23 protein-coding genes are annotated in these 23,687 nt (G+C 54.5%); 13 read left to right on the top strand and 10 right to left on the bottom strand.

The annotated features are described in order from the left end of the window. The first annotated feature begins 104 nt into the window (after positions 1-104). The 5 genes from ACG1VR_RS05945 to ACG1VR_RS05925 all read left to right on the top strand — a co-directional run bounded on the left by ACG1VR_RS05945 (position 105) and on the right by ACG1VR_RS05925 (position 3,831). Positions 105-605, top strand: a complete 501-nt coding sequence (locus tag ACG1VR_RS05945) for a hypothetical protein (protein ID WP_395490455.1) — start codon at positions 105-107, stop codon at positions 603-605. Then, positions 605-2,338 (top strand): S-type pyocin domain-containing protein, encoded by a 1,734-nt coding sequence (locus ACG1VR_RS05940; RefSeq protein WP_395490454.1) that lies wholly within the window; start codon positions 605-607, stop codon positions 2,336-2,338. The genes ACG1VR_RS05945 and ACG1VR_RS05940 overlap by 1 nt, the downstream gene beginning before the upstream one ends. Further along, complete coding sequence (locus ACG1VR_RS05935; protein ID WP_395490453.1) at positions 2,335-2,802, top strand: DUF6392 family protein; 468 nt, start codon at positions 2,335-2,337, stop codon at positions 2,800-2,802. Before ACG1VR_RS05940 ends, ACG1VR_RS05935 begins: the two co-directional genes overlap by 4 nt. Positions 2,803-2,894: 92 nt before the next feature. Beyond that, complete coding sequence (locus ACG1VR_RS05930) at positions 2,895-3,149, top strand: hypothetical protein (protein WP_395490452.1); 255 nt, start codon at positions 2,895-2,897, stop codon at positions 3,147-3,149. A 214-nt stretch (positions 3,150-3,363) separates the two neighbouring features. Next, positions 3,364-3,831, top strand: coding sequence for a DUF6392 family protein (locus ACG1VR_RS05925; protein ID WP_395490451.1), 468 nt, complete (start codon positions 3,364-3,366; stop codon positions 3,829-3,831). A gap of 135 nt (positions 3,832-3,966) precedes the next feature. On the opposite strand, the gene ACG1VR_RS05920 is transcribed toward ACG1VR_RS05925, so the two are convergent. The 6 genes from ACG1VR_RS05920 to ybbA form a co-directional block, all read right to left on the bottom strand. After that, a complete protein-coding gene (locus ACG1VR_RS05920) occupies positions 3,967-4,626 on the bottom strand; it encodes a methionine ABC transporter permease (protein WP_395490450.1) in 660 nt (219 codons plus the stop codon). Continuing rightward, entirely contained in the window at positions 4,619-5,635 is a 1,017-nt protein-coding gene (gene sfbB, locus ACG1VR_RS05915) for a virulence-associated ABC transporter ATP-binding protein SfbB (protein WP_395490449.1), read from the bottom strand. Before sfbB ends, ACG1VR_RS05920 begins: the two co-directional genes overlap by 8 nt. 55 nt (positions 5,636-5,690) lie before the next feature. Continuing rightward, complete coding sequence (locus ACG1VR_RS05910; protein WP_172569268.1) at positions 5,691-6,527, bottom strand: MetQ/NlpA family ABC transporter substrate-binding protein; 837 nt, start codon at positions 6,525-6,527, stop codon at positions 5,691-5,693. A gap of 236 nt (positions 6,528-6,763) precedes the next feature. After that, the gene (locus tag ACG1VR_RS05905) at positions 6,764-7,915 is read right to left on the bottom strand and encodes a porin (protein ID WP_016537626.1); all 1,152 of its coding nucleotides are present in this window, start codon (positions 7,913-7,915) and stop codon (positions 6,764-6,766) included. A gap of 221 nt (positions 7,916-8,136) precedes the next feature. Further along, positions 8,137-10,551 carry a putative ABC transporter permease subunit YbbP gene (ybbP, locus tag ACG1VR_RS05900; RefSeq protein ID WP_395490448.1) on the bottom strand — a complete coding sequence of 805 codons (2,415 nt, stop codon included), beginning with the start codon at positions 10,549-10,551 and terminating at the stop codon, positions 8,137-8,139. Continuing rightward, positions 10,548-11,234: a putative ABC transporter ATP-binding protein YbbA gene (ybbA, locus tag ACG1VR_RS05895; RefSeq protein ID WP_216374858.1), complete on the bottom strand. Its 687-nt coding sequence runs from the start codon at positions 11,232-11,234 to the stop codon at positions 10,548-10,550. Before ybbA ends, ybbP begins: the two co-directional genes overlap by 4 nt. On the opposite strand from ybbA, the gene tesA reads away from it, so the two are divergent. From tesA to ACG1VR_RS05880, 3 genes are all read left to right on the top strand, one after another. After that, positions 11,202-11,825: a multifunctional acyl-CoA thioesterase I/protease I/lysophospholipase L1 gene (gene tesA, locus ACG1VR_RS05890; RefSeq protein WP_039899385.1), complete on the top strand. Its 624-nt coding sequence runs from the start codon at positions 11,202-11,204 to the stop codon at positions 11,823-11,825. The genes ybbA and tesA overlap by 33 nt on opposite strands. Before the next feature lie 77 nt (positions 11,826-11,902). Beyond that, positions 11,903-12,673: an SDR family oxidoreductase gene (locus tag ACG1VR_RS05885; protein WP_395490447.1), complete on the top strand. Its 771-nt coding sequence runs from the start codon at positions 11,903-11,905 to the stop codon at positions 12,671-12,673. Positions 12,674-12,731: 58 nt separating this feature from the next. Then, the gene (locus ACG1VR_RS05880; protein WP_016537630.1) at positions 12,732-13,586 is read left to right on the top strand and encodes a co-chaperone YbbN; all 855 of its coding nucleotides are present in this window, start codon (positions 12,732-12,734) and stop codon (positions 13,584-13,586) included. 48 nt (positions 13,587-13,634) lie between these two features. Here ACG1VR_RS05880 and cfa read toward each other — a convergent pair whose 3' ends face one another. Next, complete coding sequence (cfa, locus tag ACG1VR_RS05875) at positions 13,635-14,786, bottom strand: cyclopropane fatty acyl phospholipid synthase (RefSeq protein ID WP_395490446.1); 1,152 nt, start codon at positions 14,784-14,786, stop codon at positions 13,635-13,637. A 255-nt stretch (positions 14,787-15,041) separates the two neighbouring features. Here cfa and ACG1VR_RS05870 point away from each other — a divergent pair, with 255 nt between their 5' ends. After that, a complete protein-coding gene (locus ACG1VR_RS05870; protein WP_016537632.1) occupies positions 15,042-15,956 on the top strand; it encodes an SPFH domain-containing protein in 915 nt (304 codons plus the stop codon). After that, positions 15,953-16,399, top strand: a complete 447-nt coding sequence (locus tag ACG1VR_RS05865) for an NfeD family protein (RefSeq protein WP_395490445.1) — start codon at positions 15,953-15,955, stop codon at positions 16,397-16,399. Before ACG1VR_RS05870 ends, ACG1VR_RS05865 begins: the two co-directional genes overlap by 4 nt. Here ACG1VR_RS05865 and cueR read toward each other — a convergent pair. Together cueR and ACG1VR_RS05855 are read right to left on the bottom strand one after the other, a co-directional pair. Then, positions 16,396-16,806, bottom strand: coding sequence for a Cu(I)-responsive transcriptional regulator (gene cueR / locus ACG1VR_RS05860; protein WP_016537634.1), 411 nt, complete (start codon positions 16,804-16,806; stop codon positions 16,396-16,398). The two genes, ACG1VR_RS05865 and cueR, sit on opposite strands and share 4 nt — an antisense overlap. A 115-nt stretch (positions 16,807-16,921) precedes the next feature. Beyond that, positions 16,922-17,425: a DUF4760 domain-containing protein gene (locus tag ACG1VR_RS05855; RefSeq protein WP_395490444.1), complete on the bottom strand. Its 504-nt coding sequence runs from the start codon at positions 17,423-17,425 to the stop codon at positions 16,922-16,924. A 496-nt stretch (positions 17,426-17,921) separates the two neighbouring features. Between ACG1VR_RS05855 and copA the strand changes: the two genes are divergently transcribed. The 3 genes from copA to ybaK all read left to right on the top strand — a co-directional run bounded on the left by copA (position 17,922) and on the right by ybaK (position 22,014). Next, on the top strand, positions 17,922-20,426 hold the full coding sequence (copA, locus tag ACG1VR_RS05850; protein ID WP_395490443.1) for a copper-exporting P-type ATPase CopA: 2,505 nt from the start codon (positions 17,922-17,924) through the stop codon (positions 20,424-20,426). Between the two features lie 98 nt (positions 20,427-20,524). Next, entirely contained in the window at positions 20,525-21,325 is an 801-nt protein-coding gene (locus tag ACG1VR_RS05845; RefSeq protein ID WP_395490442.1) for a TraB/GumN family protein, read from the top strand. A 209-nt stretch (positions 21,326-21,534) separates the two neighbouring features. Then, positions 21,535-22,014 carry a Cys-tRNA(Pro)/Cys-tRNA(Cys) deacylase YbaK gene (ybaK, locus tag ACG1VR_RS05840; RefSeq protein ID WP_016537637.1) on the top strand — a complete coding sequence of 160 codons (480 nt, stop codon included), beginning with the start codon at positions 21,535-21,537 and terminating at the stop codon, positions 22,012-22,014. A gap of 3 nt (positions 22,015-22,017) precedes the next feature. On the opposite strand, the gene ushA is transcribed toward ybaK, so the two are convergent. After that, positions 22,018-23,670 carry a bifunctional UDP-sugar hydrolase/5'-nucleotidase UshA gene (ushA, locus tag ACG1VR_RS05835; RefSeq protein ID WP_395490441.1) on the bottom strand — a complete coding sequence of 551 codons (1,653 nt, stop codon included), beginning with the start codon at positions 23,668-23,670 and terminating at the stop codon, positions 22,018-22,020. Positions 23,671-23,687 lie beyond the last annotated feature (17 nt).

The raw sequence follows: 23,687 nt of genomic DNA, 5'->3' as shown, positions 1-23,687 counted from the left end.
GAAAAATAGTTACCTGAACAGGTAATAATAAAATTATTTTATTTAAAAATAAGGATCGGCTAATATCGCGCCTTCTTAACCATACAAATGACAAGGGAAATGGAATGAACTGTCAATACACCAATGAAATAACCCCGGAACTGCTGGCAAACATGGATCAACCCCCGTTTACTGCGGAACAACTGACCGGGATGGACGAGGGAACGCGTGTTCTGATTGAAGAGCAAAAAGTCTCTTGTCTTAAACATCCGGTCAATTCTATTTATCGCTTAGCGGTAGCGGGTTGCAAAACGCGCCGGAGCGGTACAGGCAAAGAGCATAATGCGGCTTCAAATGAAGGTTTTAAAATTTGTCTGGAAAATGGTCAGTGGGCCAGTGTGCTGACTGAGGGTTGCAGCGTAATTTATCCGGACGGCAGTTCGGCAAAAATAATCACCAGTGCCGGAAGTGAGTACAGCATTGAGGGTCTGGGCATTGCGCTGGTTGGCAGCTTGCTGGATAACGGGGATGAGATAATCAGCACACCTCAAAATGTCTCTTTTTTGAAAGGCCGGGAAGGCGTTGCAATGCCATTGGATTTCCTGAGCAGTGTTGAGGGGAAATAATGGGCTATCGTCCCGATATAGACGGGCTGGGGCAGGCATTAAGCTGCGATAGGACAACTACAGGCGCCCGCCTTATTACATCGCTTCCCCTTAATCAGGTCAGTATTTTTGGGTTTGGTGTTATCAGGCTTGGGGATAAAACAACCCCCTGCCCGAAGTGTGGGAAGGTTGGAAAAGTTGTTGAAAGCGCCAAACAATACCAACGCTCCTTTATGGGGGTTCAGGTTGCAGTAGATCGCTGTGAGGTGACGTGTGATTGTCCGCGGGGTAGCAACCGGATAATAGCCCCTTTGGGGCAATGGCTGGGATCTGAGCCCTCTCCTGTGCAAATAGCACAGGAAAAACATGCTGCAATGCTGTTGGTTCGTAAAGCGGAAAAAGAAGCCGAACAAAAACGTCTGGCGGAAGAAAGAGATAGCAACCGTGTCTTTGCCAAATCCTGCCTGCGTGGTGAGGGCTGTAATGATGCCGGAGAGGAGCGGGAACCCCACACCAATTTTGCTTCGATGGCATTTTATCAAGCTATTCCTCCTGCCGATCCCGCATCCGATAATGATGTCCCGCAGCATGCGCAAACGGCCAGGAAAAAGAAACCTGTAGACGATATTCCCGAGCCCAGAAAGCGAAGCGCTCTGTATAAGTGGTGGTTTGGTAACCATGAGGAAATGGATTATCAGGCCGTAAAAGCCGCGGCCGCGAGTGCCGCCAACGCACAAATGGCAGTGGAAGGCGCCAGCGTCCTTGGCCTGATTGGCGGAAGCGCGATTACGTCGGGGACGTGGGCGGTAAAACTGGGGGAAATGGCGACCGGGCTTGGGAGGGTCGCCACCAGTGGCCCCGGGGCCCCTGTCGCAGCTGTACTGGTGGGAATGATGCCCGGCAGGCTGAATGACGGTGAGCAGGATTTCATCGACCGTATGAGAGCGGAGCAAATGCGCGAAGCACCAAGCCGGGTGCGTTATACATGGGAGCAAGACGATAAAGGCCATCCTGTTCCTCACGGCTGGCATACCCCTCCGGGAAAAGACATGGTGCGGGTGCGCAAAATGGAGTGGGATAGCGCCCGAAAGGCGTATACCTTCACCACAGAAGAAGAGCCGGGTATAACGATTATCTGGACACCAGATAACACGGGTGAAAATAAGCCGTGGAATACAGGCAACCAGAACCCGGTCAGGATACCGAACCCGGTTGTGGTTGATCCGCTGCCGGAAGATACTCGTATTGAGGCAACGACCACCCCGGCCCCGGAAGATAAGAGTTTTGCGGATTATATTCTTATCCTGCCGTTGCCGAATATTCCGCCGATTTATGTTTATCTGAGTAAGCCACCGGTGGAGTTTTTAGAGGTTGAGCTGTACAGCGATTTTGTTCGGCGCTCTCGCCAGGGAATGTATGAGGCGGATCATATACCCTCGGCAGCAGCTGTTCGGTCATACTATCGACGGCTTTATCCTGATGCTGATGAGAAGGAATTAGAAATGTTGGCAAACGAAGTCGCAGCTATTGTGATTCCAAAAGATGTTCATAGAAAAGTTAGTGAAACATATGGTGGTCGTAATAAACCTGATAAGGTTGAGAGTGATTCTCATAATCTTCGCGCTGCAGCTGATCGAAACTTCGACGTTATAAAACCTGCATTAAAAGGAAACCGTATCACTGAGGAAAAGCTTGAAACAGTTAGAGGTAAAATGCATGAACTGAACGAGAGTATGGGGTTATATAAAAAATGACAGTCAATGTAGAAGCATTAATTCATAGTCTTGGAAAAACCTATAAGGAATTAGTCGATGCTGATTTGATTCCATACAAATCAAAACCAACGGGATTTTCTGGATCCGATGTTGTCACGTTAGATATGGTTAAAGAGGGTGTGTTTTTAGCCTTCCATCGTGATACAAAACAGTTCAAAGAATTTACGTTAACATTGCAGGATCAAGAAAAGAAAAATTGGGTATTTCCAAATATATTACCCCCCCCTCTCCATTCTCAGATGACTCGCCACTGGATCCATATTGAATTTGGAGAACCAGATAAGGCACTCTCACCAAGAAAAAGAGGGAGAAGAGAAATTGGCTGGACGGAAAGATATTCGTTAGTTGACTTTCATATCCCAGTTTCATTACAAATTGACTATGACCTGAGTGAATATGCAAGGAAGTTAACTTTTCTACCAACCTCAGAACTTCGTTGGTAACCCCCAGTAAGCGACCTTTATTAAGGTCGCTACATTTATATTTCGACACTCCCACGCTTTAAGACAACTGATCCGACAAGAAGGGTTGAGAAATGACAATTATTTATACTGTTGATGCTTTTGAACGTGTAGATGAATTACTCGTCTTTGAAGTTAACATACCTAAAGAAAAACTCCCAGAAATAGCAAAAATGATGTCCTGGACAGATGAATACTATAATGATTTCACTACTGGGATTGGGGGATGGAATCTTACCGGCCAGCAGGTCAAAGCAATTGAGATAATTATAGGAAAATACTTTTTTCAAGATAATTTGGATTTTCAAATTTCAAGTGGAGAAATGTAATTCCGAAAGAGATTCACCAAAAAATTAGCCAAACCTACGGTGGGCGCAATAATTCAGATCAAATATCAATGGACGCCAAGAACTTAAGGAGTGCGTTAGATATGAACTTTGACACAATAAAACCAGCACTCAAAGAATATGGTGTTACTGAGGAACAGCTTGAAACTGCAAGATCAAGGATGCACAAACTGAACTCTGAGCAAGGATTGTACAAATGACTGTGAATGTTGAAGCACTAATTCGTAGCTTGGGTAAAAGCTACAAAGAATTAGTGGACTCTGGTTTGATAACCTATAAAAGCGAGCCTAAAGGGGCATCTGGTTCACCAACGATCAGCCTTGATATGGCGAAAGAGGGAGTTTTTTTATCGTTTAATCGTAACGGTCGAACACTAAAAGAAATCACATTGAGTATTCAACATGATACGTTAAAAAACTGGTCATTCCCGAACATATTACCTGCACCACTCCAGAAAAGAATGTCTCGAAAGTGGGTGCATGAAAACTTTGGCCCTCCAGAAAAAAGCATCTCGCCAAGAGTCATCATGAAACACGAGATCGGCTGGATTGAACGATTCACAGTCGTAGACTTTCATATGCCGATTACAATGCAAATACGATACGACATGTCAGAGATGGTTGAAGCAGTAACATTCCTCCCAACTTCAGAACTCCGCTGGTAACTACCGTATTTCCGGCCTTCCCACAAGGCCGGAGCACTAACCCTTATTGTGATTGATCCGCCGATGCCATGAAACAAAACCTCTCCGGCAACTCAATCTAAAGCTGGCCGAACAAATTTCCGGCCAGTAAAAGAATTAATGCCTGTCGCGCTTATCGGCGCGTTTTGCCAGATAATCGCCAATCATCTGTACAACCTGCACCAGCACAATCAGCGCCACGACCGTGACCACCATGACCTGGGTTTCGTAGCGGTAATAGCCGAAGCGGATCGCAAGGTCGCCTACGCCGCCGCCGCCCACAATCCCTGCCATTGCCGAGTAGCCAATCAGGCTGACCAGGGTGATGGTTAACCCGCGCAGCAGTCCGGCGCTGGCTTCTGGCAGCAGCACGGTGCAGATGATGCGCATCGGGCTTGCCCCGAACGCCTCTGCGGCCTCAATAATGCCCTTATCCACCTCCCGTAAAGCGCCGTCCACCAGGCGGGCATAAAACGCAATTGCCGCGACGGATAAAGGCACGGAAGCCGCAACCGGCCCGATGGTGTTGCCGAGCAGGAACTGCGTGAGCGGCAGCAAAAGCACCAGCAGGATCACGAACGGCACCGAACGCACGATGTTTACCACCACCGAGCTGATGATATTGAGACCGCGGTTTTGCCAGAACAGATTGCGGTCGGTCACAAAGATCAGGAAGCCCAGCGGCAGGCCGCCGATAATTGCCAGCAGCGTGGAAATACCCAGCATCTGGAAGGTTTCGCCGAAGGCGAGCGTCAGGTCCGCGACTAAATCATCCATTCAGTACCTCCACGTAGGCCGTATTTTTACGGATATGGTCGATAGCATCGCCTACCGCCGCAGGATTGCCGGGTGCGGTGATCGCCACCACCAGAATGCCCAGAGCGCGATCGCTAATGTATTCAATTTTGCCGTGCAGGATATTCACCGCCACGCCGTATTTTACCGCCGCGAAGGAGAGCACGGGCTGCTCCGCCGAGTCGCCAATAAACATGATTTTCAGCAGCGCGCCGCGCATATTGTCCAGCAGACGCACCGGCAGCGTTAAATTCAACGTATGGGAAACCAGCTGCTGCGTGAACTCGTGTTGCGGATGGGCAAAGATGTCGAACACTTCGCCGGACTCCACCACTTCCCCACCGGACATCACCGCCACGCGATCGCAGATAGATTTGATCACGTTCATTTCGTGGGTGATAAGCACGATGGTTATCCCCAGTTGCTGGTTGATCTTTTTCAGCAACGCCAGGATGGTGGCTGAGGTTTCGAGATCCAGCGCCGAAGTCGGCTCATCGCACAGCAAAACGTCCGGGTGGTTGGCAATGGCGCGAGCAATGCCGACGCGCTGCTTCTGCCCGCCGCTCAACTGCACCGGGTAACGGTTGGCTTTATCCGCCAGCCCCACCAGCTCAAGAATTTCCGCCACGCGAGGCCCAATGTTACTGCGTTCCCAGCCCGCGGCCTTAAGGCTAAAAGCGACGTTTTGCCTGACGGTGCGGGTATGCATCAGGTTGAAGTGCTGGAAGATCATGCCTATGCGCTGGCGAGCTTTACGCAGCGCCGTGCCCTGCAATGCGGTGATTTCCGTCCCGGCGATTTTTACGCTGCCCTCGCTCGGGCGCTGGAGCGCGTTCAGGGTTCGCAGTAATGTGCTTTTCCCCGCGCCGCTGGTGCCGACGATGCCAAAAACCTCGCCCGCCCCTATATGCAGCGTGACGTTATTCACCGCGCGGCTTGTCTGGCTGCGCCCGGTGGCAAAGTCCACGCAGACTTTTTCTATCTCAATCATGAAAACCTCAAATCAGCGACAAAGAGCAGGCATCCCGCCTGCCCTGCTCAGACAGTTACTTTTTCTCTGCGGCAACCATCCAGTCCGGCTTCTGGAAGGCGTTAAAGACATTTTGCGGGTCGTCGATGGCTTTTTCATAGGCCGGGGATTTCACCGTTTCGACGATATCCTTCGCAAAAGGCTTATCGGCATCTTCGGCGCGTACCGCAATGATGTTTTTGAGGTTTTCATCAAGGTGTTCTTGCTTAAGCGCGGTAGAGAGCTTCAACCCGGCGGCAATAGCAAAATTGCCGTTCACCAGCGCTGCGCTGGCACTGTCGAGCGTGCGCGGCAGCTGGGCGGCTTCCAGCGCTTTAAATACCAGCCCTTTCGGGTTGGTGGCGATGTCGCGCTCGGAGGCCTTAGTCGGGTCGATATTCTCTTTGATGGTAATCAATTCCATCGACTGCAAGAAGCGCAGGCCGCGAGCGAGGTTGGTCGGGTCGTTAGAGAGCGTGACGATATCGCCCTTTTTCAGTTCGTCCAGGCTCTTCACTTTATGGGAATAGATGCCCATTCCGGCGGTCGGGACGGTGATTAGCTTCGCCAGCTTGAGGTTTTTGTCAGCGGTGAATTTATCGAAGTAAAGCGAGTGCTGGAACAGGTTGGCGTCGATGCTGCCGTTGGCCAGCGCCATGTTCGGCTGCACGTAGTCGCTAAACTCGCGCACCACGACTTTATAGCCTTTCTCTTTCAGCGACGGCGCAATGGCCTGTTTTACCATGTCGCCGTACGGCCCCGGCGCTACGCCGAAGACGATAGTGTGCGGGTCGCTGTTTGCCTGGGCAGCGTTCAGGCCGCAGGCCAGAAGTAAAGCGCCGGTCGCAACACGCCAGCTGAGACGATTTCCCATGAGTATTCTCCCTAACAGAATGATGTGTGATGCCTGGCGGCGAGCCTCTTTGACGGGCCGCTCACTAAGTAATTGATCCAACAGGACAGAGTAAGATTGCACATTCTGTTAACAGAGGTAATTGAAAATATTTCATCTTGCGCACGGGAGAAGGCGCGGAGGGCGAAAACGAGGCTTTTGCGAATAACAAAAAAGCAAAGCGGATTTTCCGCTTTGCTTATTAAAAGAACGCTGACTTAGAAGTCGTAGCGCAGACGAACCAGGTTCATGTCGCCCAGGTTGTCGGTGCTGGAGGTGAATACGTGCTCGTAGTCCACCTGGAAGCCGTAATCCAGCTTGAAGCTTACGCCAACGCCGTTGTCGATGCGCTGGTAGCTACGGCCGGTAACGTACTGCAAACGGTCGCCCATGAAGTATGGCTGCACGGATTTAAGCGCATACTGACCAACCGGGATGGTGTAACCGGCAAAGTACTCGATGCCCCACGCGTCGCCGGAGAAGTAGTTGTTTACGTCTTTCAGTTTGGTGGTCAGGAAGTTCTGATACCAGCCGCCGCCGAAGCTGAAGGTCCAGTTGTCCGGTTTCCAGCTCAGCGCGGTACCGTAGATATTCTGGTTGTAAGACTTGCTATCGCCGTCGTTCGGGTTACGCATATCGGCACGGGTGTAGTTCCATGCGGTACCCCAGGTCAGGTCTTTGGTGATGTGGTAATCCACGCCCAGAGAGCCGCCGCCTTTACGCTTGTAACGCATGCCGGTGGTCGCACGGATGTCGTTATCTTCAAACAGGTAGGAAGCGTAAACGTCCGCATCGCCGAAGGTGTTTTTGTACTTCAGCATGTTACGGGAACGGTAAGATCCGTCGTAGTCGCCGTTGATGCCGTTACCCGGAGCCTGGCCGATCATGTCGTAGTCCCAGATATCGGTTTTCGCGCCAACCACATCATAGTAAACGCTGTTCTGCTGGCCGTAGGTCAACTGACCCCAGGTTTTGCTTTTCAGGCCGGTATACAACATGCGGCGGGTGGTGTTATTTGCGCCTTCGGCATAGTGGTTATCCCACTCGAATACCGCAGGGATATTTACGCCCAGCTCGTAATAGCTTACCCAGCTGATATCATCGAACAGATAATAATCAGCCGCAAAGCGGAAACGGGTGCCGCCATCAAAGCCATTACGTTTGTAAGAGCCTTTGTCGCCGTCGCCGGACATCATGTTGAACTGCGGACGAATACTGCCGCCCACGGTGAAGTTAAGGCGGCTAAGAGGGTTACCGGCCTGCGGATCTTGCTTCAGGACGGTGATTTCTGCGTTAGCGGCGAAAGACGCCATACCTGCAAGCAGGCCAGCCCCAATCAGTAATGGTAAAGCGCGCAATTTTGCTGTCATTTTGAATCCTTAGTAACCGTATTTATTATAAGCGCGGGCATACTAACGCTTATTAATTTCGATTTCTTAGGAATTTTTAATGATTCGTGCGGTTAACGGGGGGCATTTGTTTAATAGATATTAAATAAACAAATAAATTTGCCTTAAATATGTTCTGACGCAAAAAACATCGAAATATAAATCATTTTATAACGATGCCGGGCGTCCCTGCCCGGCACTTATCAGGCGACAAACTGGCGGAACAGCGCTTTCCCTTTCAGCAGGCGAACGCCCAGCCAGCCGCCGCAAAGCGACAGTAATACCGCCCCGGTAAGCGGCAGCACGACCCACAGCCGCCAGTCAGGCTGCCACGGGAAGTCGAATACCCGGGTTTGCAGCATGCCAAGCGCCGTTTCCGCGCCGATGGCCGCTACCAGGCCGGAAACCAGCCCCAGCACCGCAAACTCGCACCACAAAGTGGTTCGCAGCAGCTTTTTACCGGCGCCAAGCGTGCGGTAAACCACCAGTTCCTGGTGGCGCTGGCGCATACCAACCTGAACCTGAGCCAGCAACAGCAGCAGGCCGCAGGCGGTCACCAGCACCACCATCACCTCCAGCGCCCGGCTTACCTGCTCCAGCACCTGGCCGACCTGCTTCAGGATAGCCCCGATATCCAGCAGGCTGACGGTCGGGAATTCGCGGTTAAGCTGGGTCAGCAGGCCGTTACTTCCCTCCCAGCGGAAGCTCGTGAGCCAGCTCTGAGGCTGCCCGTCGAGCGCGCCCGGTGGGAAGATAAAGTAGAAGTTTGGCCGCAGGCTTTCCCAGTCCACTTTACGCAGGCTGGTGACTTTGGCGCTGAAGTCCTGGGTATCTCCCATAAAGGTCACGCTGTCGCCGAGTTTAATGTTCAGCCGCTTCGCCACCCCGTCATCCATCGACACTTCCCCGGCCTTCGGCGGCCAGCTGCCCGCGAGGATCGGGTTATGATCAGGCTTCTGGCTCTGCCAGGTCAGATTCAGCTCGCGGTTGAGAGCTTCATCCGGGTTGCCCTCGGTGGTCTTGCCGTTAATCGCCGTCATGCGCGCCCGCACGATGGGGTAAAACGACTCGGGGATAACCTGATGATCGGCGAGGAAGGTTTTCACCGGCTGAACCTGTTCGGGCGCAATGTTCACCAGGAAGTAGTTCGGGCTTTCCGGCGGCAGCTGTTGCTGCCATCTTTCCAGCAGGTCGCCGCGCAGTACCAGCAGCAGGGCAAGCAGCATAAAGGAAAGCGAGAAAGCGGCCAGCTGGCTGAGCGTTGCCCACGGCTGGCGCAGCAGGCGGTTGACCGCGAGGCGCAGGGCAAGATTTTTCAGCGTGAGCTTTTTCAGCAGCTTCAGTACGCCCCATCCCACAATGCCGCACAGCGCCGCCAGCACCAGCGTACCGGCCAGCACCGCCCACAGCAGCGAGCTTCCGCCCATCAATAGCGCGAGAAGCGCAACCACCACGCAGCTAATCATCGGGAGATAAATTTTCAGCGGCCAGACATTCGCCACCGCATCTCGCCGCAGTACCCGCAAAGGCTGAGTTGCCAGCAGCAGGCGATAAGGCCGCAGCCCTACCAGCAGCGAGATGGTTACCATCGAGCCTATTGCCCACAGCCACGGCCAGAGGCTGGCAGGCGGCAGCGCGGCGGGCAGCACCGGTTTCAACAGTTGCAGCAGCGCGGCTTCAAATACCAGCCCCGCAGCGCCTCCGGCTATGGCCGCCAGCAGCAGCACCATCAGCCACTGGCCGATGATTAACTTGCGCAGCGCCGCCCTGCCCGCGCCCAGCGTTTTCAGGATAGCCACCAGGTCATAGCGGCTGCGGCAGTAGTGGCTCATCGCCACGGCGACGGCGGCAACCGCCAGCAGCAGCGTCAGCAGGGCGGAAAGCAGAAGGAACTGCTGAGAACGTTCCAGCGATTTGCCGAGCGCCCCTTCATCCTGCTCCATGCCAATCCAGCGCTGTTCCGGCTTCAGCTTCGGTAGCAGGTAGTTCTCATAACTCTGTAGCTGCTGCGCGGCTCCGCCAAACTTGTAGCGCCAGCTAATGCGGCTTCCGGGCTGAACCGCTCCGGTTTTCTCAACGTCGGCAAGGTTCATCATCAGGCGGGGCGCAATCTGGAACGGGTTAAACCCGGCGTCCGGCTCCTGAATAACCTGCCCGGCAATACGCAGCGTGGCGTCGCCGACGTCAATATTGTCGCCTACCTTCAGGTTAAGCAGGGCCAGCAGGCGCGGCGCAAGTAAAGCCGTCCCGGGTTCTGGCTTCAGGCCCGGCGGGTCCGTTTCCAGCTCGCCGTACATCGGGTAAACGCCGTCTACCGCTTTTACATCAGCCAGTTGCGGCGTGTCACCGGCAAAGGTCATGGTGGCAAAGCTTAGCTGTTCGCCCACCTTAAGGCCGTCGGCCTTAGCCTGCTCCAGCCACTCAGCCGGTACGGCGCGGGCGGCCCGCAGAGTACGGTCACCGGCCATATATTCGCGGCTCTGCTGGCTTAGCCCTTTTTCCATTCTGTCGCTGATGCTGCCGAGCGCCAGCACGCACGCCACCGCGAGGCTAAGCGCCAGCCAGACAATCAGCAGCGAGGGAGAGCGCCACTCGCGCCAGAACCAGCGGGCTATCATGCTTCCTCCCACAGCTTGCCTTCGCGCAGCCGCAGGCGGCGGTCACAGCGAGCCGCAAGCTGCTCATCGTGAGTGACGAGGATCAGCGTGGTGGAGAAATCGCGGTTGAGGGAAAACAGAAGGTCGGCGATACGGTCGCCGGTTTGCCTGTCGAGATTGCCGGTTGGCTCATCGGCAAACAGCACGCCGGGCCGCCCGTTGAAGGCGCGAGCCAGGGCTACACGCTGTTGCTCGCCGCCGGAAAGCTGAGCAGGAAGATGGTCGAGACGCTTGCCCAACCCAAGCTGCTCCAGCAGCGCTTTGGCCTGGGTCCGGCTGGCAGAACTATTTTCGCCACGCAGCAGCGAGGGAAGCTCAACGTTTTCGAGAGCATTAAGGGTGGGCACCAGCATAAAGGACTGGAACACAAAGCCGACGTTTTTTGCCCGCAGCGCCGCCCTTGCTTCTTCATCCATGCTGTGCAGCGGCTGGCCGCAAAGGTGAACCTCGCCGCTCGAGCCATCGTCCAGCCCGGCGAGAATCGCCAGCAGCGTGGACTTCCCCGAGCCGGATTCGCCAATCAGGGCGATGGTTTCGGCCGGTTTGACAACCAGCTCAACTCCGGTAAGGATGGAAAGCTCGTGTTCACCCTGACCCACGGACTTACTAAGATGATGAACTTCAACAATGTTTTCCGCTGGCATTTGCCCTTCCTGTTTCTGGCTTTGATGACCTTCCGCGCCGCGGCGGCGGACACGTTATTGATATTAGGCGATAGCCTGAGCGCCGGTTATCGCATGGCGGCCAACGGTGCCTGGCCCGCCCTGCTGGATGCGAAATGGCAGCAGCAGGGAACAAAAGTAGTTAATGCGAGCATCAGCGGCGATACTGCGGCTCAGGGCCTGGCTCGCCTGCCCGCTCTGCTAAAACAGCATCAGCCGCGCTGGGTGCTGGTCGAACTCGGCGGCAATGACGGCCTGCGCGGGTTCCAGCCTCAGGCGGTAGAAAAAACGCTGCGCCAGGCCATCACCGACGTTAAGGCGGCGAACGCTGAGCCCATGCTGATGCAAATTCGCCTGCCCGCCAACTACGGACGCCGTTATAATGAGGCGTTTAGCGCTATTTATCCGCAGCTTGCCAAAGAGTTTGATATTCCTCTGCTCCCGTTCTTTATGGAGGAGGTATATCTGAAACCGCAATGGATGCAGGATGACGGCATTCACCCAAACCGTGATGCTCAGCCGTTTATCGCCGACTGGATGGCGACCCGGCTGGCTCCATTACTCTCTAAATAACTGGTGCAGCAGCGCCAGGCATGACGAGATAGTTAAACACGACTGATAAATAATCGGGGCCACCCTCGGGTAAAGTTATGCAAAAATCCGTTTTAATTACAGGCTGCTCCAGCGGGATTGGCTTAGCCAGCGCGCAGGAGTTACAGAAGCTTGGCTACAACATTCTCGCCGCCTGCCGTAAACCGGAAGACGTAGAGCGCATGAATCAGCTCGGTTTTACCGGCATTCAGCTCGATCTTGATGACCCGGAAAGCGTCAAACGTGCCGCCGCCGAAGTGATTGAAATCACCGGTAACCGCCTTTACGGCCTGTTTAATAACGGCGGTTATGGCGTGTATGGCCCGCTGAACGCCATTTCCCGCGAACAGCTTGAACAGCAGTTTTCAACTAACTTCTTCGGCACGCACCAGCTAACCATACTGCTGCTGCCCGCCATGCAGCCTCACCATGAAGGCCGCATCGTGATGACCAGCTCGGTAATGGGGCTGATCTCCACCCCGGGGCGCGGGGCTTATGCCGCCAGTAAATACGCGCTTGAGGCCTGGTCAGACGCGCTGCGTATGGAGCTTCGCCACAGCGGAATTAAGGTTAGCCTGATAGAGCCGGGCCCAATCCGCACCCGCTTTACCGATAACGTTAACCAGACCCAGTCCGACAAGCCGGTTGAAAACCCGGGAATTGCCGCGCGCTTTACCCTCGGCCCGGAAGCCGTAGTGGCAAAAGTGCGCCATGCGTTTGAAAGCCCAAGGCCAAAATTACGCTACCCGGTGACCGTGGTAACGCACGTTGTTTCCGTACTGCGCCGCCTGCTTCCGGCCTGCGCGATGGACAAAATTTTACGCAGCTGAGTTGAAGTCCCGACCTCAGCCCCCATGTAAAAAACAAATGCTTAACTGAGAATCGCCCATGTCCGCAGAAAATATTATTAACATTACCGAAGCGAACCTGCACCAGACGCTGGAACAGTCCATGGCTAAGCCGGTGCTGTTCTATTTCTGGTCTGCCCGCAGCCAGCATTGTGAACAGTTAACGCCGGTTCTGGACAGGCTTGCAGCCCAATACAACGGTCAGTTTATTCTCGCTAAAGTTGACTGCGACGCCGAGCAGATGGTGGCTTCGCAGTTTGGTCTGCGCTCCATTCCGACCGTTTATCTGTTCCAGAACGGCCAGCCGGTTGACGGCTTCCAGGGGCCGCAGCCGGAAGAAGCGATTCGCGCCCTGCTCGACAAAGTGCTGCCGCGTGAAGAAGAGTTGAAGGCTCAGCAGGCGGTTGAGCTGATGCAGGAAGGGAAACACGCCGAAGCGTTGCCGCTGCTAAAAGATGCATGGCAGCTTTCCGGCCAGAACAGCGAAATTGGCCTGCTGCTGGCGGAAGTGCAAATTGCCCTGCACCGCAGCGAAGATGCCGAAGCTGTGCTGAAAACCATCCCGCTGCAGGACCAGGATACTCGCTACCAGGCGCTGGTCTCGCAAATCGAACTGCTGAAGCAGGCGGCCGACACCCCAGAAATTCAGCAGCTACAGCAGCAGGTGCAAAACGAGCCGGAAAACGCCCAGCTTGCCGGGCAGCTGGCATTGCAGCTGCATCAGGTCGGGCGTAACGAAGAAGCGCTTGAGCTGCTTTACACCCATCTGAAAAAAGACCTCGGCGCCGCCGACGGTCAAGCTCGTAAAATGATGATGGAAATTCTGGCCGCGCTGGGAACGGGCGATGCTCTGGCATCCAAATATCGCCGCCAGATTTATGCCCTGATGTATTAATCCGTTCAAAACGAAAAAGGCCGGTTTCCCGGCCTTTTCTTTAACTGTTTATCTGTAAACGCGGATCCCGCCGTCTACGCCGCTCGGGCTTAACAGCACCTGCCAAAGCTGAATATTACGCGCACGGAATGCACCGGCGCAGGCATTCAAATAATAGCTGAACATACGTTTGAAACGCCTATCGTAATTGCGTTCGATATTCGGCCAGCAGCGTAAAAAGTTATCGTACCAGGCCATTAAGGTTTTATCGTAATCCGAGCCGATATTGTGCCAATCTTCCATTACAAAATGCTTTTCACTGGCTGCGGCAATGTGGCTAACCGAAGGCAGGCAGCCGTTGGGGAAAATATATTTATTGATCCAGGGATCAACGTTTAAATCAGTTTCGTTAGAACCAATGGTGTGTAGCAGAAACAGACCGTCATCTTTTATATTACGGGCCGCAACTTCAAAATATGTGTTGTAGTTTTTTGGGCCGACGTGCTCAAACATGCCGACCGAAACAATGCGGTCAAATTTACTGTTCAGGTCACGGTAATCCTGTAGCAGAATATCGACATCCAGGCCCCGACAGCGATCCTGAGCCATTTTTTGCTGCTCTGCGGAAATCGTCACGCCAACCACGCTGACGCCATACTCCTGGGCCGCGTACTGCGCCAGGCCGCCCCATCCGCAGCCGATATCCAGCAGCTTCATACCCGGTTTAAGCTGGAGTTTCTCGCAGATCATATGCAGTTTGTTGCGCTGCGCGGAAGCAAGATCCGTAGCCTCTTTCCAGTAGCCGCAGGAGTATTGCATATACGGATCCAGCATCGCCGCAAACAGATCGTTGCCGATATCGTAATGCTCTTTGCCGACTATCCATGCGCGCTTGCGGGACTGTAAATTGAACAGCCGTGCACCTGCAATACGCATTAAGTCAGAAAAATGTTTTGGCATCTGGCTATCAAGGCCGTGACGCAAAATGCGGGTAAAAAGAATATCCAGCCGGTCGCACTCCCACCAGCCATCCATGTAACTTTCGCCCAGCCCCAGGGAGCCTTCCTGCAATATTCGTTTAAAGAACTCTGGGTTATTAACCCGAATATCCGCCGGACCGCTACCGTTAATATCAATAGCCAGCGGGGAAATTAACTCTTCAACTATTTTTTGCCAGCGGCTGTTATTCGTCTGTTGCTGTTCAGCTATTATCGTTCCCATTGCTTCCTCTACCGAATAAAACTCCCTCGTCTAAGGCGTCCCATACAGCGCAGCTGGTCTGCCGAATGATTCGATATTACGCCTAGACATCACATGTAAAAAATGAACTTAACTCATCAACTTCATTCCAATTTGGCATAGTTACGGTCAGAGACCGGGATTGCCTACACTTAATTAGCGGCCGTTGCCAGGATGTTGCTGAATGTTTCAACTTAAGCGGGTAGACTGGCGGCAAAACAAACAGGAGGTTTTTAAATGCTTATCGTGATCCCCGTATTAATCCTTGTTGCGCTGGTGATTGTCGCTGCCGGGGTAAAAATTGTGCCTCAGGGCTTCCAATGGACCGTAGAGCGCTTTGGCCGCTATACCAAAACTCTGATGCCGGGGCTCAACCTTGTGGTGCCGTTTATGGACCGCGTAGGCCGCAAAATCAATATGATGGAGCAAGTGCTCGATATCCCTTCCCAGGAAGTTATCTCCAAGGATAACGCCAACGTTTCCATCGATGCCGTATGCTTTATTCAGGTGGTCGACGCGCCGCGTGCCGCCTATGAAGTCAGCAACCTTGAGCTGGCCATCATCAACCTGACGATGACCAACATTCGTACCGTGCTTGGCTCAATGGAGCTGGACGAAATGCTCTCCCAGCGCGACAACATCAATACCCGCCTGCTGCACATCGTCGATGAAGCCACCAACCCGTGGGGCATTAAAATTACCCGTATTGAAATTCGCGACGTCCGCCCGCCGGCGGAGCTTATCGACGCGATGAACGCCCAGATGAAAGCCGAGCGTACCAAACGAGCGTACATTCTTGAGGCGGAAGGTATTCGCCAGGCCGAAATCGTAAAAGCCGAAGGTGAGAAACAGTCGAAGATCCTGAAAGCCGAAGGCGAGCGCCAGTCGGCCTTCCTTGAAGCAGAAGCCCGCGAACGTAGCGCCGAAGCGGAAGCCCGCGCCACGCAGATGGTTTCAGAAGCGATTGCCAAAGGTGATATCCAGGCGGTGAACTACTTCGTCGCCCAGAAATACACCGACGCGCTACAGACAATCGGTTCGGCCAATAACAGCAAAGTAGTGCTGATGCCGCTGGATGCCACAAGCCTGATGGGCTCTATCGCCGGGATCAGCGAACTTATCGCCCAGAGCGGCAGCGAGCGTAAAAAATGATAGACAGTATTCTCGCGCATCCGCACGTCTTCTGGCTTGCGCTGGGTGGACTGCTGCTGGCGGCGGAGATGCTGGGCGCCAGCGGCTATCTGCTGTGGAGCGGCGTGGCGGCGGTGATAACCGGCCTGCTGGTCTGGGCTCTGCCGCTGGGCTGGGAGCTACAGGGCGTTTGCTTTGCGCTACTGACGCTGGTTGCCGCCTTCCTCTGGTGGCGCTGGCTTTCCGGGCGTAAACAGCAGGTCCCGGGTGAAGTGCTGAATCAGCGCGGCCAGCAGCTGGTTGGCCGCCGGTTCCGCCTGGACACGGCGCTGGTCAATGGCCGGGGGCATGTTCGTGTGGCGGACAGCAGCTGGCCGGTTACCGCAGACAAAGATCTCCCGGCAGGCTGTGAAGTGGTCGTGCTTGCCGTAGAAGGCATCACGCTGAAAATCAGAGCCGCTTAACTCACCCCGTGGCGATGGCAACAGCCGGAAAGGTTGTCGATAATCGGACAATCGGCGCCGTCATCGCCCGGGCAGGCTTCCGCCAGCGTCAGCAGATGCTGGCGCATATTCTGCAATTCGATAATGTGCCGTTCGATATCCGCCACTTTCTGCAAAGTGCGCGCTTTTACGTCCGCGCTGTGCCTTGCCGGATCGTTAAACAGGCTCACCAGCTCTTTGCACTCTTCAAGATTAAACCCCACCTGGCGGGCCTGACGCAGCAGCGTTAGCTCATCGAGATGTTTCTGGGTATAGCTGCGGTAGCCGTTGTCGGCGCGAAAAGGCGCGGTAACCAGCCCTTTCTGTTCATAAAAACGGATTGCCTTGCTGGTTAACCCGGTTTTTTTCGCCACATCGCTAATATTCATTTTTCCTCCTTGACCTCCACTGGATGATGGGACTCCGGCGGACACAAAGCCACAATATACTCTATGGTGAAAAAGAAAAAGCCGCCAGAAACTGGCGGCTTTTTCATAGTGATTGTTACTTGTTTTTCTTAAGAGGTCTGGCCTTCCAGCGCTTAACCAACCATTCGAATTCTTGATAGGTCGTTTCCGATTTGATGTGTTCCCTGATGGCTTTGATCAGAGGTTCAGCGATATCGTGAGTTTCTATTACCGTGGTGAAAGACGTTCTCTTAATCATCTGCTCGTCATAGATCCCTTCACGGATACTCACTGCAACCCTTTCATAAAAATTCAGGATGTACTGAAATTTGCGGCGTTCGGCCATCTCTTCTTCAGTGATCGCGGTACCTTCGCATGGGAAAACATAAGAGCGAAAGGACTTTCCTGAGCGGTGTACTTGCTTAAGGGTGTGCAAAGATTCTATGTACTGCGTATCCTGGCGGCTCTCAAATAAAAAATTGGCAGTCTGGGTTTTCTTTGCTGTACGGACGTTATAGACAATCGCACCGATAGCAACCAACACACCGATCAGAACGATAGCATTGCTGATGATTTGTAGCGTTGTCGCGTCTGGTGTCATGTTCCTTCATCCATAAAAAAGGCGGGGTTAGTATCCCCGCCTCATAGAGGTTAGTGCGGCTTAGAAGCCGTCAAACTCGTCAGATATTATATTCATATAACCCCCTTATAAGGTGCGCTGATGTGACTACGCTTTGTAGTCATGCGTCGCTGAAAATTACCTCAAAGATAATACGCAGTCAAATATATGGGCATTTTTATGTGCGTTAAGAGCAAAATCCTGACGGGGATCGACAAATGCGCAAAACGAAATGAAAGTTGCGTGTAGATGCAAAAATTACAGCAGGGATGCCGCCGCACTGTACACGCACGGTCTTCCCAATTCCGCCCGAAAATCCGTTGTCTCCTGACTTAATGCCTCATAGCAATACACAACTTAGCCTTCAGAAATTTAAAGCCTTGACCTTCCCCTTGATGGAAGGTTTAACCTTCATCATAGTTAACCGAATCTCCTTTTCGGTCAATATTTCACCTCGTAATCGTACAGGAGTCTGACGATGTCACACATTGTAGAGTTGAATCTGGACGGCCTCACCTGCGGCCACTGTGTAAAACGCGTTAAAGAAAGCCTCGAACAGCGTTCGGACGTTGAGCAGGCGGAAGTGACGCAAACCCACGCCCGCGTCACCGGCAGCGCTACGCCGGAAGCTCTGGTAGAAACCGTTAAAGAAGCGGGATACGGCGCAGAAGTCGCCAGCCACCCAAAGGCTGAACCGCTGGCAGAGTCATCAACTCCGTCGGAAGCACTGACAGCGGTCGCCCCTTCGCTTCCGGCAGCCTCAACCGAAGATGACAGCCGACAGCTGCTTATCGACGGAATGAGCTGCGCCAGCTGCGTCTCACGGGTGCAGAACGCTCTGCAGAAAGTACCGGGCGTCAGCCAGGCACGGGTCAACCTTGCGGAGCGCAGCGCGCTGGTGATGGGCACCGCCTCCGCAGAATCTCTGATTAAAGCCGTAGAAAGTGCCGGATACGGCGCAGAAGCCATTGAAGACGACCAGAAACGCCGTGAACGCCAGCAGGAGACGGCTAACGCCGCCATGAAGCGCTTCCGCTGGCAGGCCATTGTCGCCCTCGCCGTCGGCATTCCGGTGATGGTCTGGGGGATGATCGGCGACAATATGATGGTCACCGAAAGTAACCGTTCCCTGTGGCTGGCAATCGGCGTCGTGACGCTGGCGGTGATGATTTTTGCCGGCGGCCATTTCTACCGCAGCGCATGGCGCAGCCTGATGAACCGCGCGGCCACCATGGATACGCTGGTCGCCCTCGGCACAGGCGCGGCATGGCTCTACTCGATTACCGTGAATATCTGGCCGCAACACTTCCCGATGGAAGCTCGCCACCTCTACTACGAGGCCAGCGCGATGATCATCGGCCTGATAAATCTCGGCCATATGCTTGAGCAGCGCGCTCGCCAGCGCTCCTCGAAAGCGCTCGAACGCCTGCTGGATCTGACGCCGCCAACCGCACGAGTGGTCACGGAAGAAGGTGAAAAAACGCTGCCGCTGTCCGAAGTTACCGCCGGGATGACGCTGCGCCTTGCAACGGGCGACCGCGTGCCGGTTGACGGCGAGATTACCCGGGGCGAAGCCTGGTTCGACGAAGCAATGCTGACCGGCGAGCCGATACCGATGCAAAAATCAAACGGCGACGGCATTCACGCGGGCACCGTTGTGCAGGACGGCAGCGTGCTGTTCCGCGCCACGGCAACCGGCAGCCACACCACGCTGTCGCGCATTATCCGCATGGTTCGCCAGGCACAGAGCAGCAAGCCGGAAATCGGCCAGCTGGCGGATAAAATCTCTGCGGTATTTGTGCCGATAGTGGTGCTGATTGCCCTGTTTAGCGCCGCAGTTTGGTACTTCGTCGGCCCTGCGCCGCAAATTGTTTATACCCTGGTTATCGCCACCACGGTTCTGATTATCGCCTGCCCTTGCGCCCTTGGGCTTGCCACGCCGATGTCGATTATTTCCGGCGTAGGCCGCGCCGCCGAATTTGGGGTTCTGGTGCGGGATGCCGACGCATTGCAGCGCGCCAGCACGCTCGATACCGTGGTATTCGATAAAACCGGCACCCTGACCGAAGGCAAACCGCAGGTTGTTGCCGTTGAAACCCTGCCGGGCGTGGATGCGGACCAGGTTCTGCGCCTGGCTGCCGCGCTTGAACAAGGCTCCAGCCACCCGCTGGCACGGGCTATTATCGAAAAAGCGGGTGACGCAACGCTGCCGGAGGTTAGTTCATTCCGCACCTTGCGCGGGCTGGGCGTTAGCGGCGAGGCGGAAGGACACAAGCTTCTGCTGGGTAACAAAGCGCTGCTCGACGAGCAGGGCGTAGAAACGGAGGCGCTTGCCGCAAGTATTGATGCCCAGGCACGGCTTGGCTCAACGCCGGTTCTGCTGGCGGTGGATGGGAAACTGATGGCGCTGCTGGCCGTCCGCGACCCACTTCGTAAAGACAGCATCAGCGCCCTGCAACGTTTGCACCGCAACGGCTACCGTCTGGTGATGCTCACCGGCGATAACCCGGTTACCGCCAATGCGATTGCCAAAGAGGCCGGTATTGATGAGGTGATAGCGGGCGTGCTGCCGGACGGCAAGGCCGAAGCCATTAAGCAGCTTCAGCAGCAGGGTCGCCAGGTTGCTATGGTCGGGGACGGCATCAACGATGCTCCGGCGCTGGCCCAGGCCGACGTGGGGATAGCAATGGGCGGCGGCAGCGATGTGGCTATTGAAACCGCGGCGATTACGCTGATGCGCCACAGCCTGGTGGGCGTTGCCGACGCGCTGGCTATTTCAAAAGCCACGCTGCGAAATATGAAGCAAAACCTGCTGGGTGCCTTCGTCTACAACTCGTTTGGCATCCCGATTGCCGCAGGCGTGCTTTATCCCCTGACCGGCACGCTGCTCAACCCGGTGGTTGCCGGGGCGGCAATGGCGCTCTCTTCCATTACCGTGGTAAGCAACGCTAACCGCCTGCTGCGCTTTAAACCAAAAGATTGACCTCCCGCTCATCCGGGCCTTCACCGGCCCGGATGACTTTTTACTTCCCCCTTCCGGCCCGCGGCGTTAGCATGGCTTTTTTGCCAGGGAATCGCGATATGGGTTTGTTTCAACGTATTAGCTCACTGTTTTCCGGCCTGACGGCTTCTACTTATCCCTGGCCCGCTCTCGATGTCACCCTCCCCGGTAAACGCCATTTGCATCTGGTGGGCAGTATCCATATGGGGACTCGTGATATGGCCCCGCTGTCCGAGCGCTTAATCGGTAAGCTGCGCGCGGCGGATGCGCTGATTGTCGAAGCGGATGTCAGTTCCGGCGGCTCGCCGTTTAGCAATATCGAGCCAGAAATCAGCCTTGAACAGCGCCTTGAACCTGAGACTTATCAGCAGGTCGTGACCCTGTGCGACGAGCTTGGCCTCTCGCTCAGCAGCATTGAAAACCAGCCAGCCTGGCAGGTCGCCTTAATTATGCAGGCACATCAGGCGCAGCGGCTTGGGCTGCGGCCAGATTACGGCATCGACTATCAGCTGCTTGAAGCCGCGCAGCGCTTTGGGGTGCCCGTTACCGAGCTGGAGGGGGCGCAAAGCCAGATTGACCTGCTGACGGCGCTGCCGAACGGCGGTATGTCGCTGTTAAACGATACGCTTACCCACTGGCACACCAACGCGCGCTTATTACAAATTATGATTGGCTGGTGGCTGGAAACGCCGCCCCAACAGGGAAATATTGCGCTGCCGAACACCTTCGGCGATGAGCTGTACGATGTGTTGATGCATCAGCGAAACCATCAGTGGCGGGATTTTCTTCAGCAACTGCCGGCCGGGCGCTATGTGGTTGCGGTGGGGGCGCTGCATCTTTACGGTGAAGGTAACTTGCCGGAATTACTGAAAAAAGGGTAAAAAAATGGCCAATATTTCTATTGGCCCGTCAAAGAGGAATTTCATTTATTATTCTGTTTATCCTCGGCTGCCGAAGCAACCGAAGCTGAATTGTCGCTCAATGTGATGATTTGCGCCATCACTATTATGTAGCGCTATATTACTCTCCAAGTATATCACTACGATTACTATTTTGTGCGTTTTCAAAACAACTAAGAAAGAAGGAAACCATGACTCCCGCGGTAAAACTCCTCGAAAAAAACAAAATCAGCTTTCAAATCCATGCCTATGAGCACGATCCGCTGGAAACCAACTTCGGCGACGAAGTGGTTCGCAAGCTGGGGCTGAACGCCGACCAGGTTTATAAAACGCTGCTGGTGGCGCTAAATGGCGATATGAAACACCTGGCGGTGGCGGTGACGCCGGTCGCCGGACAGCTTGACCTGAAAAAGGTGGCGAAGGCGCTTGGCGTGAAGAAGGTTGAGATGGCTGACCCGATGGTCGCCCAGCGCATCACCGGTTATCTGGTCGGCGGCATTAGCCCGCTGGGGCAGAAAAAACGCCTGCCAACGGTGATTGACGCACCGGCGCAGACGTTTGCCACCATCTATATTTCCGGCGGCAAACGCGGGCTGGATATCGAGCTGGCGGCGAGCGACCTGGCAAAACTGCTGGATGCCCGTTTCGCCGACATCGCCCGCCTGGATTAACGCTTAGTTCCAGCTCACCTCGCCTTTAGGTTGGTAAGCATTCACGTCCAGCGGTGAGTTCTGTTCGATGTACTGCTTCAGCACTTCCGCATCCACAAAGCCGGTGTTGACATAGCCCGGCTTTTTATCGATTTCCGGATAACCGTCGCCGCCGGTGCCGTTAAAGCTCAGGGTTGCCATGCGGTAGGTTTTGGCCGGGTCGACAGGCTGGTCTTTGATTTTCAGGCCGCTAAGCTTGCCGCCGGTAGAAACAAAGCTCACGTTGGCGAACTGAGGATAAGCGCCGGAGTCAGGGGTTTTCTGCGCCACGGCCGTCAGGTACTCCTCAACGTCTTTGCCGTTCATATCGATATACACCACGGTGTTGCCAAACGGCTGCACCTTAAGCACATCTTTATAGCTGATGTTACCGGCCTCGATGGAGTCACGAACCCCGCCGCCGCTCATCACCGCGAAATCGGCACTGGTACGCGCCATTTGCGCCGCCAGCAGCACGCGGGCCAGGTTGGTCTGCACGAAGCGAACTTTGCTGCGGTCGCCCTCCAGATGCCCGTTAACGCTGCCCACTTTCACCTTCAGCGCCGCCTGGCCTTTGTTCTGGAACGGCGTCAGCAGGGAGAGCATTTGCTGATTTTCAGGGATTTCCGGGGTGTAAAGTACGCGCTCACTTTGCCCGTTGTCGTAGGTGATTTTCTTCTTCAGGTTGATAGGGATCAGCTGGTAATGCACCAGTTTCATTTCGCCATTACGGAACTCAAAGTCCGCGCGCCCGACGTATTTGCCCCACTCGTGGGCCTGGACAATCCAGGTGCCGTTTTGCTTGTCCGGCGCGCAAGGCGTCCCCGGAACATAATCCTTCTGTTTCTGATTCTCGCCCGCCATACAAACCGGATCTTGTGAGTGACCACCCACAATCATCGTCAAAGCGCCTTCCGGCAGGCTTCTCGCCATTTCCACATCGCCCGGTGCGTTTGAGCCGTGATTGCCGTTATCGTAGTGGCCCATATGGGTGGCGGCGATAATCACATCCGGCTTCTCGGTGCTTTGCAGCTCCTGAATCACCAGTTTGGCTTCATCGGCCGGTTTGCGGAATTCTATGTCGGTGAAGTATTCAGGGTTGCCGATTTTCGCCGTGTCGTCGGTCGTCAGGCCGATAACCGCCACCTTAATACCCTGAGGCTTAAACAGCGCATAAGGCTTGAACAGGCGTTCGCCGGTGCTTTTTTGGTAAATGTTGGCCGACAGTAGCGGGAACTTCGCCCATTTTTCCTGCTGGCGCAGAACGGAGAGCGGGTTATCAAATTCATGGTTGCCTACCGCCATCGCGTCATAACCAATCAGGCTCATGCCGCGGAAGTCCGGCTCGGCATCCTGCAAGTCAGACTCCGGCACGCCGGTATTGATGTCCCCGCCGGAGAGCAGCAGCACGCTTCCACCTTCGGCCGCAACCTCTTTACGCACGCTGTCCACCAGCGTCTTTTGCGCCGCCAGGCCATACTCGGCATATTCATTGCGCCAGAAATGGCCGTGATGATCGTTGGTATGCAGAATGGTGATTTTGTAAGTTTTGTCTTTTTCCCAGGCCAGCGCCGACGCGCTGGTTAAGCTCAATGCCACCAGCAGCGCCGTGGTTATTGTTTTTGTAGCAAACCGCATTGCAAATCTCCATGTCA

The sequence above is a fragment of the Cedecea davisae genome, from assembly GCF_044095835.1.
GTDB lineage: Bacteria > Pseudomonadota > Gammaproteobacteria > Enterobacterales > Enterobacteriaceae > Cedecea > Cedecea davisae.
The sequence above is the reverse complement of the archived record's forward strand: the minus strand, read 5'-3'. Positions and strand labels throughout refer to the sequence as shown.